Genomic DNA, 15,442 nt, shown 5'->3' with positions numbered 1-15,442 from the left:
TAGAATGCACCCCAATATTTTGATTTGTTTAGTTCAAATATTTGGGTTCACATCAATATTACGGGTTCATTAATATTAAATAATGATGGTATTGATACAGCTTTACCGAATTTCTTTAAGAACTGAGATTTTGCAAATAATAATATACAAATGACAAGTCCTAATGTAGCACCTGCGCCACCTATCCAAACAAACCATTGGAAAAATGTTTCTGGTGCTATATGTGGTAAAGGTTCACCGGCAGCATGTGCTTCTGCATTTTTAGCTAAATATACTTCCCATAGAGGACGCTCGATTGTACCGACAATCGACATACCATGAATACCAAATGCCCAGAAGAACATTGTTAAGAATACAGGTACTAGTACACCAGGTAATGTATCACCTGCAAAGACAAGTGGACCTACGATTTTATCAACGAGTGTATGTAAATCAAGTTGGAATACTACTGTAATGATACTCATTGCACCGAGTACAAAAACTACTGGGATTAAAGATTCAAATGAGCGACTTACTGATGGCGGTACTTGAGGTGGCATCTTGATCGTAATATTTTTATTTTTACATAATCGATATATTTCTACTGAGAATATCGCAACAAACATTGCAACAAATAGTCCATGACCACCTATATTGGTCATTGGTAATACGAAACCTAATTTTTTATCCATAGTTGGTGCGATTGTTAATAAGAATGCAGCAGTGGAAAGTTGTGCTGCTGACAATGGATCTAAGTCATAGGATTTGGCGAGATTGTAACCTATACCAAACACTATATATAAACTCATGATAAACATCGTCATTCTATATGGAATTAAAATTTGCTCAGCATGTTCTGTTGCCCACTGAGTAATTGCCCACGACTCTGGTAACGGTGGTGTCGCAAATATTAGGAAGAATGAGCCGAATATAATAAATGGAAGTGCTGAAATAACCCCGTCACGAATGGCGAGTAAATGACGCTGGTTAGAAAGCTTGGTCATTGGACCTGAAAGTTTGCCTTCTATCCATGTCGCAAAGTTATTCATAAAAAAATCTCCCTTCGTTTGGGTAGTGACCCCCCAAAGTTAGAGTTTCCATTATGCTATTAATTGGCTGGATTGAGTTCGGTATTGTACTGGACTTCGTCCAGCCAATTTTAATTTCAAACGTTCATTGTTATACCAATAGATGTAATCCTCAATTCTTCTTTTTAATGTTTCATAGTTAACAAGTTCTTCTCCATGATACATTTCCTGCTTCATGATGCCAAAGAAATTCTCCATAGAAGCATTATCCGCACACGTCGCTTTACGTGACATACTTTGATAAATCCTTTGTTCCGATAATCTTCTAATCCATGCATTATGCTGATAATGCCAACCTTGATCAGAATGTATCGTCGTACGATATGGTGCTTCATGCTTAATGATTGTAACTGCTTTATCCAATGATTGAAGTACTAAGTCTAATGTTGGTCTTCTGGATATACCATAAGAAATGATTTCCCCATTGTATAAATCCATAATAGGGCTGAGATATAATTTTTGTTCTTCAGCACATTTAAATTCAGTGATATCTGTCACTAATTTTTGAAGTCGAATAGATGTATGGAATCTACGATTCAAGCGATTTTCAGCCACTTTACCAACTGTACCTTTGTATGATTGATAGCGTGATTTACGTGTGAATTTTTGACATTTTAATCCTAGTTCTCGCATAATTCGTTGTACTTTCTTATGGTTAATGAGATAACCTTGATTTCTCAAAGCTAAATATATACGACGATAGCCGTATTTACCGTTGTGTTTTTGAAAAAGTTCAATGATCTTTTTCTTCCAACCTTTATCTAAATCTTCCTTTTGTAATTGTTTGGCATGGTAATGATAGGTTGCTTCTGGTATACCAACCTTTACTAAGATATCTTTTAATTTGAATCCTTCTTCTTTGAGTTCGAATGCCACTGCTGCTTGTGCTTTTCTAGAAAGGCACTCGGATTCTCTCGAAAAGCGTTCAACTTTTTTAAATAAGCATTCTCTAATCGAAGATTTTCATTTTCTAGCTCTAACTCTTTTTCTCGTGATAGGTTTTGATTAGATTTCTTCTGTTTCTTCTTTTTCATGGGAGGTCGTCCTTTCGGCTTTTCGAGTCCTTCCACACCTTCTTTGTCATATATCTTTTTCCATCGCACAATAATAGATGGGGTATTTAGGCCAAATTTAATCGCTGTATCTTGGAAGGAATCGCCTGTTCTTTTCATATAGTTTAATACATTTATTTTGAATGTAACAGAATAAACTGTCTTTTTCTGTTTCTTTTTAATGCCATCTACACCGAATGATTGAAAGGCTTTTACCCATGTTCGTATAATAATTTTATCAGGTATATTATATTTTTTAGCTAATTTTCGATAACCATAATGGCCATCTAGATAATCTCTTACAACTTTCAACTTAAATTCATCACTATATTTTGTCATATTAAAACACCCCCTAAAGTTAGTTTTTTTACTCTAACTTTAGGGGTGCAGTACCTTGTAAGCGCTTCAATTTTGTTATAGTATAAACTAAATAGATAAAATATTCAAAATTATAAAAAAAGAAATATATTGCGAATGGAAGTGAAGTTAGATGAAACGGTTAGGAATTTCTTTATATCCAGGAAAATCAAATGAAAATGAAGATATTCAATATATTGAAAAAGCACATCAATACGGTTTTACGAGAATATTTACAAATTTATTGCAACTTACCGATGAAAATAAAGCGACATTGTTACCAGTCATTGAAAAAACAATTCGTTATGCTAAAAATTTAAACTTTGAAATTTTTATAGATGTGGCACCTCGCACATTTAAAGTACTAGGCATTGAACCAAATGGTTTATCTTTTTTCAATGATTTAGGTGTAGACGGTATTAGACTTGATGAAGGGGTAGGTGCGAAAGAAACGAGTGATATGACTTACAATCCTTATGGCATAAAGATTGAACTGAATATGAGTGTGATGAATCACTATATTGATAATGTGATGGATTTTGAGCCAAATCGCGCTTGTTTAGTAGGATGCCATAATTTTTATCCGCATCGATATGCAGGGATATCAGAAGCATTCTTTTTAGAAGGTAGTAAAAAATTCAAAAAATATGGTTTAAGAACGGCAGCATTTGTTTCAAGTAAAGTAGCTGACTTTGGACCATGGCCAGTTACAGAAGGGTTGCCAACTTTAGAAGATCATAGAGGTTTACCGGTTACGACTCAAGCACAACATTTATGGGCTACTGGGTTGATAGATGATGTCATCATCAGCAATTGTTACCCTTCAGAAGCAGAATTAGAGATTTTGAGTCATTTGATAAATGAACCTATTACATTTGATGCAAAATTATTTGATGAAATTTCTGATTTAGAGAAGAAAATTGTAATCGAAGAGCCACATTTTTATAGAGGTGATGTCAGTGAGTATATGATTCGTTCAACACAAAGTCGTGTGAAGTATAAAAATGAATCATTTCCAGCACATCATACAGTTGCCATTAAACGTGGTGATATATTAATAGACAATGAAGAATATGGTCAATATAAAGGTGAATTACAAATTGCATTAAAGCCAATGCTCAATACTGGAAAAGTCAATGTGATTGGCAGAATTGAGCCACATGATTTACCACTGCTCAACTATTTAAAACCTTGGGCACATTTTAAATTTAATATAAAGGAGAAAGATTAACATGAAAAAAATATTATTAGTTTGCTCAGCGGGTATGTCTACAAGTATGTTAGTTAAAAAAATGCAAGATACAGCAAATAAAGAAGGTAAAGAATACGAAGTTGAGGCGTTAGCCTTATCAGAAGCTGAAACAAAAGTTGATGAAGTAGATGTTATTCTACTAGGACCACAAGTAAGATTTCAAAAAGCACAAGTAGAAAAAGTAGCAAATGGAAAAGTACCAGTAGACGTTATTGATATGCAACAATATGGCATGATGGATGGAGAAGGTGTATTGAAACATGCCGAAAGCTTAATGAAATAAGGTGAGAAAATGGAAAAATATGAACAGATTGCCTTTCAAATTATTACAAATGTAGGAATGGCAAAAAGTAATTATATGCAAGCAATTCAAGAAGCAAAAGAAGGTAATTTTGAAACAGCTGAGAACTTAGTTTCTGAAGGCAATCAATTTTTAGTTGAAGGACATAAAGTGCATAAGGATCTGATCCAAGCAGAAGCTTCAGGTGAGCCGGTTCCTTTAAATTTGTTATTGTCCCATGCTGAAGATCAACTTATTTCTACTGAAGTCATTAAAGAAATGGCTAAAGAACTGATTTATGTACATCAAAATTATGTAAAAAAGTAATAAAAATAAGGAGATAAACAATGTCGAATAGAATTCTAGCAATCACTGGACCAACTTCAGGAATAGGGAAATCAACAGTTATTGAATTAGCACACGATTATGACATTATTATTTTATTATGTAGAAATGTTGAAAAAGGCAATGACTTAAAAAAGCTTTTAGAAGCGGAACATCAACATATAACAGTAGACGTGATTAAGTGTAATTTATCAGATTTAAGATTTAGCAAATGTTATGAAAGCTGCGACACTTGTTTTAGAACGATATCCTTATGTCGACTGTCTTATTAATAATGCAGGCGTTATGTCATTAACAAGACAAAAAACTGTAGATGGTTACGAATTAATGTTTGGTACGAACTATTTAGGACACTTTATGTTAACGCATATATTATTCGGTTCAATTATGAATAGCCATGACAAACAAATTATTATCGTATCATCTGGTGCATATTTATTTGCACATCTTGGAAGACGAAACTTTAAGTATCCTTTAAGATTTAATCCGATTAAGTCTTATGGAAAATCTAAGCTTGCGACTTTATATTTTATGCAAGAATTACATGAGAAATTTTCAAAAGATGGCTTACATGTTACGGCAGTACATCCCGGTGCTGTTTCAACTAATTTAGGAAAAACAAAATATAATCAAACATTTGGTAACTTAGTTTATAAAATATTTGATCCTTTATTTATTTCTCCTAAAGAAGGTGCTAAATCGACCATTAAAGTATCAAAAGATAATAATTTGTATAAAGGTAAATATGTTCAAGAAGGAAAGATTACAAAACTCAAATCACATGGTCTTAATTACTATGACCGCAAAAGATTAATACGTGAAACGTTAGCATCATTACAACTAGACCAATTTATGTATTGGGAAAAATAATAAATGAATACGTTTACATTTGAAACTGATGATGTAATTTATTGTTTTCTTTTAAATTAAATTTTATAATAGTTGATATTGTAAGAATATTTCCAAAATTAATCAAAGGATGAGGCACATGAGCAAGCATTATATTTTATTGGCTGATTGTAAAGATGAAATTGGCATTACATCATTAATATCCACTATTATAAAAGATACAAATTCAAATATATTTCATTTAGATCACTATACAGACATTCAAGAAGAAGAAAATCATTTATATTTACGTATAGAATTTGATAAAAACGATGAAGTTAAATCGCTTTTAGAGAGTGAACTGACAAATAGAAAGATTAATTTTCAAATCTTTGATGCTGAAGAAAAAGTGAAAACAGCATTACTTGTGTCTAAAGAAGACCATGCGTTAAGTGAAATTATGTTACGAGCGAATCGACAAGAATTTCCGATTGAAATCAGTTGTGTCATCAGTAATCACGAGAATAATCGCAAATTTGTGGAGGATATGGGCATTCCTTTTCATCATGTCAGCGTGACAAAAGAAACAAAGCGTGAAAGTGAAGATGAAATTACAAGCATTTGTGAAAGCTACAATGTTGATTTACTAGTACTTGCGAAATACATGCAAATATTATCACCGACATTTGTTGATAGACATCACTTGAAAATTATTAACATTCACCATTCATTCTTGCCGTCATTTATTGGTGCGAACCCTTATAAACAAGCTTATACAAGAGGTGTTAAATTAATAGGGGCGACGAGTCATTATGTGACTGAAGATTTAGATGCAGTACCAATTATTGAGCAGGATGTTGTAAGAGTAAATCATAGATATACTGCACAAGATATGAAACATACAGGTAGGCATGTTGAATCTCAAGTATTAGCGAGAGCGGTGCAATGGTATTGTGAACATAAAGTCATCGTAAATGGTAATAAGACAGTAGTATTTTCATAATTTATTTTTAGTAGTGAGTATATTTGCTCACTGCTTTTTTAGTTGTATAATATGAAATAAAGTAAAGCGAAAAATGGTGTGAAAAAGATGATTAAAACTTATTATGTCAATTTAAAAGATGAAATAAAAGAAACTAATTCACCTAAAGATATTTCAGAAGAGAAAAAATGGATATGGGTGGATTTAAATGAACCAACTAAAGAAGAATCCGAAATATTAGTTGATTATTTTGATTTTCATCCTTTATCAGTAGAAGACGCAACGCAAGTTCAACAAAGACCGAAGTTTAAACAATATGATGATTATCAATTTATTGTATTCCATGCACTGGATTTAAAGACTTTAGAATCTGAAGAAGTGGATATCTTTATTGGTGATGATTTTATCGTGACATTCCATAGAGAACGTTATGAAGAAATCGATACGATCAAAAGAAAGTTATTTAATGAAACGATCGAAATAAATGAACCTAAAGATATACTATTACATATTCTAGATGATATAGTAGATAACTATTTTCCGTTTATATACGACATTGAAGATAAGGTGTTTAATTTCGAAGATCGTCATAATTTAGATATTACAACAAAGACTTTAATCGATGATACATTTGATTTAAGAGAAGAATTGCTGATTATTAAAAGAACTGTTCAACCGATGAAGGATTTAGTATATAGAATGCGTGAGGGTAAAGTGTTGCATCTTAATGAACAACAATTTCTGTTTATTACGCATATTAATGACCATCTTATGAAACAAATGGAAATGGTAGATTCATCACGAGAAATGACGAGTGATATAAGAGATAATTATATTTCTTTGAACTCATTCAAGATGAACAATATAATGAAAATATTAACCATTTATTCTGTTGTGTTTATGCCATTAACTTTAATTGCAGGTATTTATGGGATGAACTTTACAAATATGCCAGAACTTGAATGGCATGATGGTTATTATATTGTTCTCGTTATTATGGCCGTTATAGCAATTATTATGTTAATCGTCTTCAAGAAGAAGAGATGGTTCTAATGAACGTATGCGTTATGATTCAGAATATGACTAATGAAAAATAAATAAAACGGGAAAGAGTGTGATATAAGTGAAACTTTTAGGAGCGATTGAAGCGGGTGGAACGAAATTTGTGTGTGCAGTTGGAGATGAAGATTTAAATGTAATAGAACGCATCTCAATACCTACAACTGAGCCGTCAGAAACATTACCTAAAGTTATAGAATTTTTTAAACAATATCAAATTAGTAGTATAGGTATAGGGTCATTTGGACCGATAGATATCGATAAAGATTCTGATACATATGGATATATCACTTCGACACCAAAAATTGCGTGGCAAAATTTTGATTTTATAGGAGCAGTTCAAGAACATTTCGATGTACCTGTAGCATTTACGACAGATGTAAATGCCTCTTTATACGGTGAGTATAAAAAAGGAATAGCAAAAAATATAGACTCAGCGGTTTACTATACAGTAGGTACTGGTATCGGCGGTGGTGCAATCGTTAATGGGAAAATTGTACAAGGGTTAAGTCATCCTGAAATGGGGCACATGTATATTAAAATTCATAAAGATGATCAAGACTTTGAAGGTAATTGTCCGTACCACGGTAATTGCTTAGAAGGTTTAGCTTCAGGACCAGCAATCGAAAGAAGAGCAGGTATTTCTGCCAAAAAAATTCATGAAAATGCTCAAGACTGGGATATCGTTGCTTATTATATTGCACAAGCAGCACTTAATACAGCATTAATGTTGTCGCCTGAAAAAATCATTTTTGGCGGTGGTGTGATGCATCAAACACATTTATTAAAAAAAGTGCATGAGCAATTTGAACGATTAAATAACAACTATATAGCAGTTCCACCAGTTGAAGAATATATTGTTACACCAAGTTTAAATGATGACCAAGGTATAATCGGTTGTCTAGCATTAGCGTTGAATGAATATCAATCATAAGTAGGTGTTAAGTATGGATGTATTAGTCGAATTAGCTGAAAATCAAATATTAGAAACAGAAAGACTTATATTAAGACCTATTAATTTAAATGATGTTGAATCATTATTCGAATATGCATCTGATGTTGAAAATACAACACATGTATTTCCAACACACTTGTCTAAAGAAGACACTAAAAGTACAATTGCGGGATATTATATGAGAGCGCCATTAGGAAAGTACGGTATCGAATTAAAATCCGAAGATAAATTAATAGGTACAATTGATTTAGGAGTTGAACAAGAACATAAACGAGGAGAACTCGGTTATGCCCTTAATTTAAAATATACAGGTAATGGCTATATGACAGAAGCGGGATTAGCATTGCTATCCCTATCATTTGAAACATTAGGACTTAATCAAGTAAAAGCAATGCACAGTACAATTAATCCGAAATCAGGCGAAGTGATGAAAAGACTTGGCATGAAGAAAATAGGTGTTATGCCTAAAAATAGAATTCATAAAGAAAAAGTAGTAGACGATGTCATTTATGCCATAACGGATACAGAATATGCAGAAATGGTAAAAAGTGAGAAGTAGGGTGTGGTGTAGGTTTGAGTATTGAGTCTTGGCTTAAGTGATGAATAAAGCCAAGAGATCGTGAAAGTCTTGGCTTAAGTACTGAATAAAGCCAAGACTTTCCCACCATCCACCCCCAAACAAAAAACAAACTGAACTTACAGGAGTTCAGTTTGCTCATATTGCCCATAATCGGAAAGCAGCTTATGGTTAAGCTGCTTTTTTTCATTTTTGTTAAAACTTTGAGTCCATATGCAAAGATACCGTATCCTACTAATGAACTTGGTAACCAAGTTTTAGTTAATGTGCTATCATTTTTTCTACTGAATAATGCATATGGCACGAACGTTGAAATAAAGTAAAGTACTAGAACCTTTTGATAACGTTTGTTCATCTTAAACACCTCACTTTGTTACTTCCATTATAATACTTTTTTATGCATCAATGAGGTGAGTTTTTTACAAATTTAGAACATTCGTTATTCGAATTTCGCAAATGCTGATGCTGGTATGCGTGAAGCTCTATCATTATTCATTTCACCTTTACCAATTGAGATAAGCATTACTGGTACTAAGTTATCTTCAATATTAAATGCATCAATTACTGCTTGTTTGTCAAAGCCTATCATTGGGCAAGTTGCGAGTCCTGCGTCTTCACTGACTAACATTAAACTCATCGCAAATAATGAAGCACCACGTATTGCTTCGTCTCTTCTGTTTGTATCACTTTCAAAGAATTGATGGACACTTTGTATTAATCCTGATTTCTTATCAGCTGGTATATGTTTATGGTCTATCCAGTCATCTGCGATATCACCAATTGTTTCATGCGCATTTAAGTCACCTAAAATGATAAATGTCGCGCTAGATTCTTTTATTTTAATTTGTTTATTAGCTGCGTTATATAATTTTTCTTTTGCTTCATCTGTATCAACAACGATTACTTTCCATTGTTGTAAGTTCCAAGCTGAAGGCGATAATGCAGCTTGATCTAATAAATTATAAATTGTTTCTCTATCTAAATCGTATGGCTCATAAGATTTAACAGAGCGTCTTCTTTCTAATGCTTTTGCTAATTCCATGTTTTTCCCACTCCTTATATATATATCGATATTTTTATGTTCATATAAAATAGTCTTAAAAACAACTTTTCTGCTTATTTACAAAAATCAGTCATTTTAATACTGGTTATAAACAGTTATTTGTTACAATATAAGTAATAAGGGAATAAAGTTGTATGATTTTAGTTGCGTGATAAAAGGAGAGGTGCACATGATAGATATTCATAATCATTTATTATATGGATTAGATGATGGTCCATTAGATGAGGAAAGTATGCTTGAACTTGCAAGGGAAGCTGAGAAAATTGGTATAACAGATATAGTTGCAACACCTCATTATATAAAACATCGATTTAGAAATAATGCCGATATCGTAAAAAGTAGAACTGAAGAAGTACAATCTCTATTAAATGATCATCATATTGATATTAAAGTTTATCCTAGCCAAGAAATTCATATGTTTGGCGAAGAACTTGAAGGTATAGAGTCAGGTGAATTGTTACCTATTACTGAAGGGTCAAGATATGTGTTAATTGAGTTTCCATTTTTCTCGATACCAGAATTTGCTGAACAAACATTTGAAAAGTTATTTAATGCTGGATATCGACCAATATTAGCACATCCCGAACGTATCATTCCTATTCAAGATGATCCACAAATTTTATTTGATTTAATTGATAGAGGCGCATTATGTCAAGTTACAGCGGGCTCTTTAGTGAATAAATATGGTGAAGATGCTAAAAGAGTAGCTGATTATTTATTAGAGCAAGATGCGATTCATATTGTTGGAAGTGATGCTCATAATACATCAAATAGAAACTTTCATATTAAAGAAGCTTATGAATTTTTAGAACGGACGAAAGGTATTGAGACTGTCACACGATTTAAAGAAAATGCTCGAAAAATATTAAAAAATGAAGAAATATGAAGTATTTAAAAAGCGAGAAACGCATGAGGTACCAGTTGATATCTCATACATTTCTCGCTTTTTTATTATTATTAAGTTGTTTGTAAAGGCTCAGCTGTTTCATGCTTGTTAACGACAAACATTAAAATACTTGCTACTAGCACCATGATAAATGCGAAATAAGGTGTACTAGATAGTGTTAAATGATTTAATATAAATCCGCCGATAACAGATCCAAGTGTAATACCTATGTTAAATGCAGAGATGTTTAAACTTGAAGCGAAATTGACAGTTTCTTTACTATTACGTTCAGCAAAAAGTACGACAATGAGTTGTAACCCGGGAACATTCATAAATGCGAATAGTCCCATTAATAAAATACTGATTAAACCAACGACATGAAAATGTATCGTAAATCCAACAAGTAATAACGTTAATGCTTGTAATAGAAAAATAATCGTTAATGATTTCGTTGGCGCATGGTTCGTTAATTTTCCACCTAATGTATTACCAATCGCAACCATCACACCATACAATATTAAAATAATGACAATACTATTTGAGTCATAACCTAATATATTCGTTAAAATTTCAGTCATATAAGTGTAAACAACAAATGTACCACCATAGCCAAGTGCTGTAATTAAATAAATAGATATAAGCGGTTTGTTTTTAAAGACAGCAAGTTGTTTAATAATAGGTGCTTGCTCATTTTCTGTTAAATTTTTTGGAACGAATGATATATTTGCGATTAAACTAATGAGTCCTATTAAAGCAATCGTATAGAATGACATTTCGTAGCCGAAGTTTTGACCGACCCAAGTTCCAAATGGGACACCTGTAATCGTTGGAACTGTTAAACCTGTAAACATCATGGCGATGGCACTTGAACGTTTATGCGCAGGAACTAAGTCAGCTGCAATAGACATGAATACACCATGTGAGAAAGCACTAAGCACTCTCATAGCAAGTAATAAACTAAATGATGTTGCAAGTCCTGCAAATACATTAGCAATAATAAACACAACCATAATGAGTATCAAAACAGTCTTTCTTTTCATATTGTTTGTTAAAGGCGTTAAGATAGGTGCGCCAACTGTAACTCCAATAGCATATAAAGATACAGTAAGTCCTGCTAATGGGATTGTCACATCAAAGGCATCTTTAATTAATGGGAGTAACCCTACGCTAATAAATTCCGTAGAACCAATAGCAAAAGCTGAGATAGCAAGTGATATAAGTGCGAGTTGATTCGAAAATTTGTTTTTCAATTTTTAAATTCCTTCCTTTGTTATAAGATATGTGATATTTTAAAATGTAATAAGACAAATAGGAAGTACGCACTTTAAAGTCATATAGGTACTAAAAAGTGCCTTAGGGAGGAATCATGATGGAAGTTACGGAATATAATATTGGTGTAGAAGCAACAATAGATGTCATTGGCGGTAAATGGAAGCCAGTGATACTGTGTCATTTAAAGCATGGAACAATGCGAACATCTGAACTTAAAAAAGCTATTCCGCATATTACACAAAAAATGTTAACGCAACAATTAAGAGAATTAGAAAAAGATGGTATTATTAATCGAATTGTATATCAACAAGTACCACCAAAAGTTGAATACGAGATATCAGAATATGGTAGTACATTAAATGAATTACTAGAGCACTTATGTAAATGGGGAGAATTCCATATTAAAAAACGTAAAGAAGACGGCGAGCAAATAGAGCTTGATTCCGTAGAATTTATAGATGGAATTTAAGTAGAAAATGTAACTAAGAAGGGCCATAGTAACAAAAGTCGGAAGAAGTGTAAACAAGCAGGGACAAATTTATGTCCCTGCTTGTTTTGTATCTTATTCAAACATACCTTTTCTAATCATTTGATAATCTGAAAGCATATGTTGTCCTTTTGCAAATACATCTTTTATTTGTTTCTTTTTTGGATCAACTATTAATATATCTGCATCATAGTGTTCTTCGATATGTCCTTTATGATGTAGTGTTAATACGTTAGCGACATTAGAGGTAAATAAAGCAATTACTTCTTCCCAGTTCGAGTCTTGTACCAATAAATTAAATAATTGGTCTGTTAGCGTGCTGCATTTTGCAACGTCATAACCTACAAGTTGATTATGTTTATCGAATTTAGGTAAACTGCCATGTCCGTCTGAAGAAACGGTTAATTTTGAGATGTCTCCTCCATGTGCTCGGTAATAATTGACGTATTCTACAGTATTTGAACTTGCTGTTAAGTCAACATACACACCTTTATGACTTAATGAAATCCCTTCTTCTAACAAATCTATCCCTTTATCAAAATGTGTCACATATAGTTTGTTCGGTTTAACATCATAATGATCGATTAGGTCATGAATTTGTTTCAGTTTATGTTTACCTGTACCTATATGAAAATGTGTTACACCAGCTTTCCCACTTAGCATACCGCCAACTGTTGTATCAGCCACAATTCTTGCGAGTTCTTCAGTTGTTGGTATAGATGATCTGAAATCATTTATTGCTATCTCACCAGTGCCAATCACTTTATCAATTAAAAACAAATCTTCTTTGATGGAGTTTGTAATTGTAGTAACGGGTAAGTGATAATTACCTGTGTACATATATGTAGAAACACCTTCAGCTTCTAATGCTTGAGCCTTTGCATATAAACTTGTTAGTGTTCGAGAAATACCATCTGTACCTATTAAGCCAACTACGCTTGTAATACCATTTGATATTAAATGCGTTAATTGGACTTCTGGTGTTCGTGTCACATAACTCGCTTCTCCGCCACCTCCAAGCAAATGAATATGTGGGTCTATAATCCCCGGCATAACCGTATATCCTGTAGCATCGATGATCTTTAAGTTTGGATCCAGTTGCTTTATTAATTCATTATCTATATCTCCGATTTTAATAATAGATCGCCCTTGAATAAGTATCGATTGCTGACCCTTATAGTTCGGTGAATATACATCACCATTTTTAATAATTGTAAACATCAGCATCCTCCTTTAAAGCTTTCTTTATATATATTTTAGAGTAAGTATGTCGTTAAATCAAAATGTAGCAAATCAAATTAATATATGTCGATATTCTATATGTAATATAAAGGTAATATAAAATTACACTTTTTATAGTGACTTTATACTCCAAATTATATATAATTAAATTGTACTTATTCTAAAAATATATAGGGGTGGATTAAATGTATCGATCGAAAAAAATTTTATCAGTAGGTTTTACTTCAGTTATGGCTTTGACTTTAGGATTATCAAATGTGGCTAGTGCGAAAGAAAGTAGTCCTTTAGATCAAAAGGAATTAAAATCAATTCCTAAACAAGAAATAAACACAAAAGCTGAAGCGCAAGAGATTTTGAGTCAATTACCAGGCAATCCAAATATTAAGAAAAGTTACAAACAATTTGAAGTAGCAAATGAATTTAAAGATAACTTAGGATTTACGCATTATACTTTAAAACCTAAAGTAGATAACTACGTTGTCGAAGATAAAGAAGTCAAGATACATACCAATGATAATCAAGAATTAGAGCTCGTCAATGGGGATGTCAATACAGAAAAAGTTACATATACAAATAAACAAAGCTTATCTAAAGATGAAGCGGTTAATAAAGCTTTTGAAAGTATTGGCGTGAGCCAAAATGAAGTGAAAAATATTAAAGGACAAAAAGTCGTTAATAAAGATGAACTAGTGATCAATGCTGAAAAGAAAAAATTAGTCTATAATGTTGAAATTATTTATTTAGATCCTAAACCAGCACGTTGGGAAATTAAAATTGATGCTGAAACTGGTGAAGTTGTAAGTAAGAAAAATAAAATTGAACATATTTCAGGAAGTGGTGTAGGTGTTAATGGGGACACTAAAAATCCACTCAATTTAACAAAAATAAGCAATGGTTATGGTTTACAAGATGAAACACATTCTGGAACAATCCATACTTATGATGCAAAGAATGGTACGTCTAGCTTTTCACTTATGACAGATACGGATACAAACTTTAATAGTAAAAATCAAGCTGCAGGAGTAGATGCGCATTATAATGCTGCTAAAACATATGACTACTATTTAAACACACACAATAGAGATAGTTATGATGGAAACGGTGCAGAAATTAATTCTATTGTTCATTTTGATAGAAATTATAATAATGCCTTTTGGAATGGTCAATACATGGTGTATGGAGATGGAGATGGTACAACATTTACATCATTATCAGCTGCAGATGATGTTGTTGCACATGAATTAACACATGCTGTGACAGAACATAGTGCAAACCTTGTATATGAGAATCAACCAGGTGCTTTAAATGAATCGATGTCAGATGTGTTTGGTTACTTCGTTGATCCAGAAGACTGGTTAATGGGAGAAGATGTATACACGCCAGGTAAACCAGGTGATGGATTAAGAAGTCTTTCAAATCCAGAACAATATAATCAACCTGCACATATGAATAACTATCAGAACTTGCCAAATACTGACCAAGGTGACTGTGGTGGTGTGCATATTAATAGTGGTATACCAAATAAAGCTGCTTATTTAACGATTACTAAAATTGGAAAAGAAAAATCAGAAGATATCTATTATAGAGCTTTAACACAATACTTAAGTTCAAACTCTTCATTCTTAGATGCTAAATATGCATTAAAACAAGCAGCATCTGATTTATATGGTGCAAACTCAACAGAAGTTCAACAAGTGGTCAATGCTTGGAATTCAGTAGGCGTAACTGGATAAAATAA

17 protein-coding genes and 1 pseudogene are annotated in these 15,442 nt (G+C 32.6%); 12 read left to right on the top strand and 6 right to left on the bottom strand.

The window, feature by feature from the left end:
• Positions 1-56: 56 nt before the first annotated feature.
• The 3 genes and pseudogenes from MUA60_RS12965 to MUA60_RS12955 all read right to left on the bottom strand — a co-directional run.
• Positions 57-1,028, bottom strand: a pseudogene (locus MUA60_RS12965) (PTS sugar transporter subunit IIC); the annotation flags it as partial.
• 51 nt (positions 1,029-1,079) lie between these two features.
• Entirely contained in the window at positions 1,080-1,943 is an 864-nt protein-coding gene (locus MUA60_RS12960; protein WP_103361549.1) for an IS3 family transposase, read from the bottom strand.
• Positions 1,907-2,458, bottom strand: a complete 552-nt coding sequence (locus MUA60_RS12955; protein ID WP_025907016.1) for a helix-turn-helix domain-containing protein — start codon at positions 2,456-2,458, stop codon at positions 1,907-1,909. The genes MUA60_RS12960 and MUA60_RS12955 overlap by 37 nt, the downstream gene beginning before the upstream one ends.
• Before the next feature lie 151 nt (positions 2,459-2,609).
• Between MUA60_RS12955 and MUA60_RS12950 the strand changes: the two genes are divergently transcribed.
• The 9 genes from MUA60_RS12950 (at position 2,610) to MUA60_RS12910 (ending at position 8,736) form a co-directional block, all read left to right on the top strand.
• The gene (locus MUA60_RS12950; protein ID WP_262648543.1) at positions 2,610-3,707 is read left to right on the top strand and encodes a DUF871 domain-containing protein; all 1,098 of its coding nucleotides are present in this window, start codon (positions 2,610-2,612) and stop codon (positions 3,705-3,707) included.
• Between the two features lies 1 nt (position 3,708).
• Complete coding sequence (locus MUA60_RS12945; RefSeq protein WP_025904328.1) at positions 3,709-4,011, top strand: PTS sugar transporter subunit IIB; 303 nt, start codon at positions 3,709-3,711, stop codon at positions 4,009-4,011.
• Positions 4,012-4,020: 9 nt separating this feature from the next.
• Positions 4,021-4,335, top strand: a complete 315-nt coding sequence (locus MUA60_RS12940; RefSeq protein ID WP_262648542.1) for a PTS sugar transporter subunit IIA — start codon at positions 4,021-4,023, stop codon at positions 4,333-4,335.
• A 20-nt stretch (positions 4,336-4,355) separates the two neighbouring features.
• Positions 4,356-4,625, top strand: coding sequence for a Rossmann-fold NAD(P)-binding domain-containing protein (locus MUA60_RS12935; protein WP_262648541.1), 270 nt, complete (start codon positions 4,356-4,358; stop codon positions 4,623-4,625).
• Positions 4,570-5,223 (top strand): SDR family NAD(P)-dependent oxidoreductase, encoded by a 654-nt coding sequence (locus tag MUA60_RS12930; protein WP_262648539.1) that lies wholly within the window; start codon positions 4,570-4,572, stop codon positions 5,221-5,223. The genes MUA60_RS12935 and MUA60_RS12930 overlap by 56 nt, the downstream gene beginning before the upstream one ends.
• A gap of 118 nt (positions 5,224-5,341) precedes the next feature.
• Positions 5,342-6,184 carry a formyltetrahydrofolate deformylase gene (gene purU / locus MUA60_RS12925; protein WP_262648537.1) on the top strand — a complete coding sequence of 281 codons (843 nt, stop codon included), beginning with the start codon at positions 5,342-5,344 and terminating at the stop codon, positions 6,182-6,184.
• An 87-nt stretch (positions 6,185-6,271) separates the two neighbouring features.
• Positions 6,272-7,216: a magnesium/cobalt transporter CorA gene (corA, locus tag MUA60_RS12920; RefSeq protein WP_262648536.1), complete on the top strand. Its 945-nt coding sequence runs from the start codon at positions 6,272-6,274 to the stop codon at positions 7,214-7,216.
• A 70-nt stretch (positions 7,217-7,286) separates the two neighbouring features.
• Positions 7,287-8,156: a fructokinase ScrK gene (gene scrK / locus MUA60_RS12915; protein WP_262648535.1), complete on the top strand. Its 870-nt coding sequence runs from the start codon at positions 7,287-7,289 to the stop codon at positions 8,154-8,156.
• A 13-nt stretch (positions 8,157-8,169) separates the two neighbouring features.
• Positions 8,170-8,736 carry a GNAT family N-acetyltransferase gene (locus tag MUA60_RS12910; protein ID WP_262648533.1) on the top strand — a complete coding sequence of 189 codons (567 nt, stop codon included), beginning with the start codon at positions 8,170-8,172 and terminating at the stop codon, positions 8,734-8,736.
• A gap of 457 nt (positions 8,737-9,193) precedes the next feature.
• On the opposite strand, the gene MUA60_RS12905 is transcribed toward MUA60_RS12910, so the two are convergent.
• A complete protein-coding gene (locus MUA60_RS12905; RefSeq protein WP_262648531.1) occupies positions 9,194-9,796 on the bottom strand; it encodes a nitroreductase family protein in 603 nt (200 codons plus the stop codon).
• A gap of 190 nt (positions 9,797-9,986) precedes the next feature.
• On the opposite strand from MUA60_RS12905, the gene MUA60_RS12900 reads away from it, so the two are divergent.
• Entirely contained in the window at positions 9,987-10,703 is a 717-nt protein-coding gene (locus MUA60_RS12900; protein WP_262648530.1) for a tyrosine-protein phosphatase, read from the top strand.
• Positions 10,704-10,774: 71 nt separating this feature from the next.
• Here the strand turns inward: MUA60_RS12900 and MUA60_RS12895 are convergent, their stop codons facing one another.
• Positions 10,775-11,953: an MFS transporter gene (locus MUA60_RS12895; protein WP_262648528.1), complete on the bottom strand. Its 1,179-nt coding sequence runs from the start codon at positions 11,951-11,953 to the stop codon at positions 10,775-10,777.
• 119 nt (positions 11,954-12,072) lie between these two features.
• Between MUA60_RS12895 and MUA60_RS12890 the strand changes: the two genes are divergently transcribed.
• The gene (locus MUA60_RS12890; RefSeq protein WP_025906885.1) at positions 12,073-12,444 is read left to right on the top strand and encodes a winged helix-turn-helix transcriptional regulator; all 372 of its coding nucleotides are present in this window, start codon (positions 12,073-12,075) and stop codon (positions 12,442-12,444) included.
• Between the two features lie 93 nt (positions 12,445-12,537).
• Here the strand turns inward: MUA60_RS12890 and iadA are convergent, their stop codons facing one another.
• The gene (gene iadA, locus MUA60_RS12885; RefSeq protein ID WP_262648526.1) at positions 12,538-13,683 is read right to left on the bottom strand and encodes a beta-aspartyl-peptidase; all 1,146 of its coding nucleotides are present in this window, start codon (positions 13,681-13,683) and stop codon (positions 12,538-12,540) included.
• Between the two features lie 206 nt (positions 13,684-13,889).
• Between iadA and MUA60_RS12880 the strand changes: the two genes are divergently transcribed.
• The gene (locus MUA60_RS12880; RefSeq protein WP_394812726.1) at positions 13,890-15,437 is read left to right on the top strand and encodes a M4 family metallopeptidase; all 1,548 of its coding nucleotides are present in this window, start codon (positions 13,890-13,892) and stop codon (positions 15,435-15,437) included.
• The last annotated feature ends 5 nt before the right edge of the window (positions 15,438-15,442 follow it).

Origin of the sequence: Mammaliicoccus sciuri, from assembly GCF_025561425.1 — a bacterium.
Lineage (GTDB): Bacteria > Bacillota > Bacilli > Staphylococcales > Staphylococcaceae > Mammaliicoccus > Mammaliicoccus sciuri_A.
Note: the sequence above shows the minus strand (reverse complement) of the source record. Positions and strands in the feature narration are given on the sequence as shown.

Excerpts from the sequence above, each read along its gene's own strand:
- purU (WP_262648537.1), top strand. The coding sequence starts at position 5,342 with ATGAGCAAGCATTATATTTTATTGGCTGATTGTAAAGATGAAATTGGC.
- MUA60_RS12945 (WP_025904328.1), top strand. The coding sequence starts at position 3,709 with ATGAAAAAAATATTATTAGTTTGCTCAGCGGGTATGTCTACAAGTATG.
- MUA60_RS12935 (WP_262648541.1), top strand. The coding sequence starts at position 4,356 with ATGTCGAATAGAATTCTAGCAATCACTGGACCAACTTCAGGAATAGGG.
- MUA60_RS12940 (WP_262648542.1), top strand. The coding sequence starts at position 4,021 with ATGGAAAAATATGAACAGATTGCCTTTCAAATTATTACAAATGTAGGA.
- MUA60_RS12950 (WP_262648543.1), top strand. The coding sequence starts at position 2,610 with ATGAAACGGTTAGGAATTTCTTTATATCCAGGAAAATCAAATGAAAAT.
- MUA60_RS12905 (WP_262648531.1), bottom strand. The coding sequence starts at position 9,796 with ATGGAATTAGCAAAAGCATTAGAAAGAAGACGCTCTGTTAAATCTTAT.
- MUA60_RS12890 (WP_025906885.1), top strand. The coding sequence starts at position 12,073 with ATGGAAGTTACGGAATATAATATTGGTGTAGAAGCAACAATAGATGTC.
- MUA60_RS12880 (WP_394812726.1), top strand. The coding sequence starts at position 13,890 with ATGTATCGATCGAAAAAAATTTTATCAGTAGGTTTTACTTCAGTTATG.
- MUA60_RS12930 (WP_262648539.1), top strand. The coding sequence starts at position 4,570 with ATGAAAGCTGCGACACTTGTTTTAGAACGATATCCTTATGTCGACTGT.
- MUA60_RS12910 (WP_262648533.1), top strand. The coding sequence starts at position 8,170 with ATGGATGTATTAGTCGAATTAGCTGAAAATCAAATATTAGAAACAGAA.
- MUA60_RS12900 (WP_262648530.1), top strand. The coding sequence starts at position 9,987 with ATGATAGATATTCATAATCATTTATTATATGGATTAGATGATGGTCCA.
- MUA60_RS12955 (WP_025907016.1), bottom strand. The coding sequence starts at position 2,458 with ATGACAAAATATAGTGATGAATTTAAGTTGAAAGTTGTAAGAGATTAT.
- corA (WP_262648536.1), top strand. The coding sequence starts at position 6,272 with ATGATTAAAACTTATTATGTCAATTTAAAAGATGAAATAAAAGAAACT.
- iadA (WP_262648526.1), bottom strand. The coding sequence starts at position 13,683 with ATGTTTACAATTATTAAAAATGGTGATGTATATTCACCGAACTATAAG.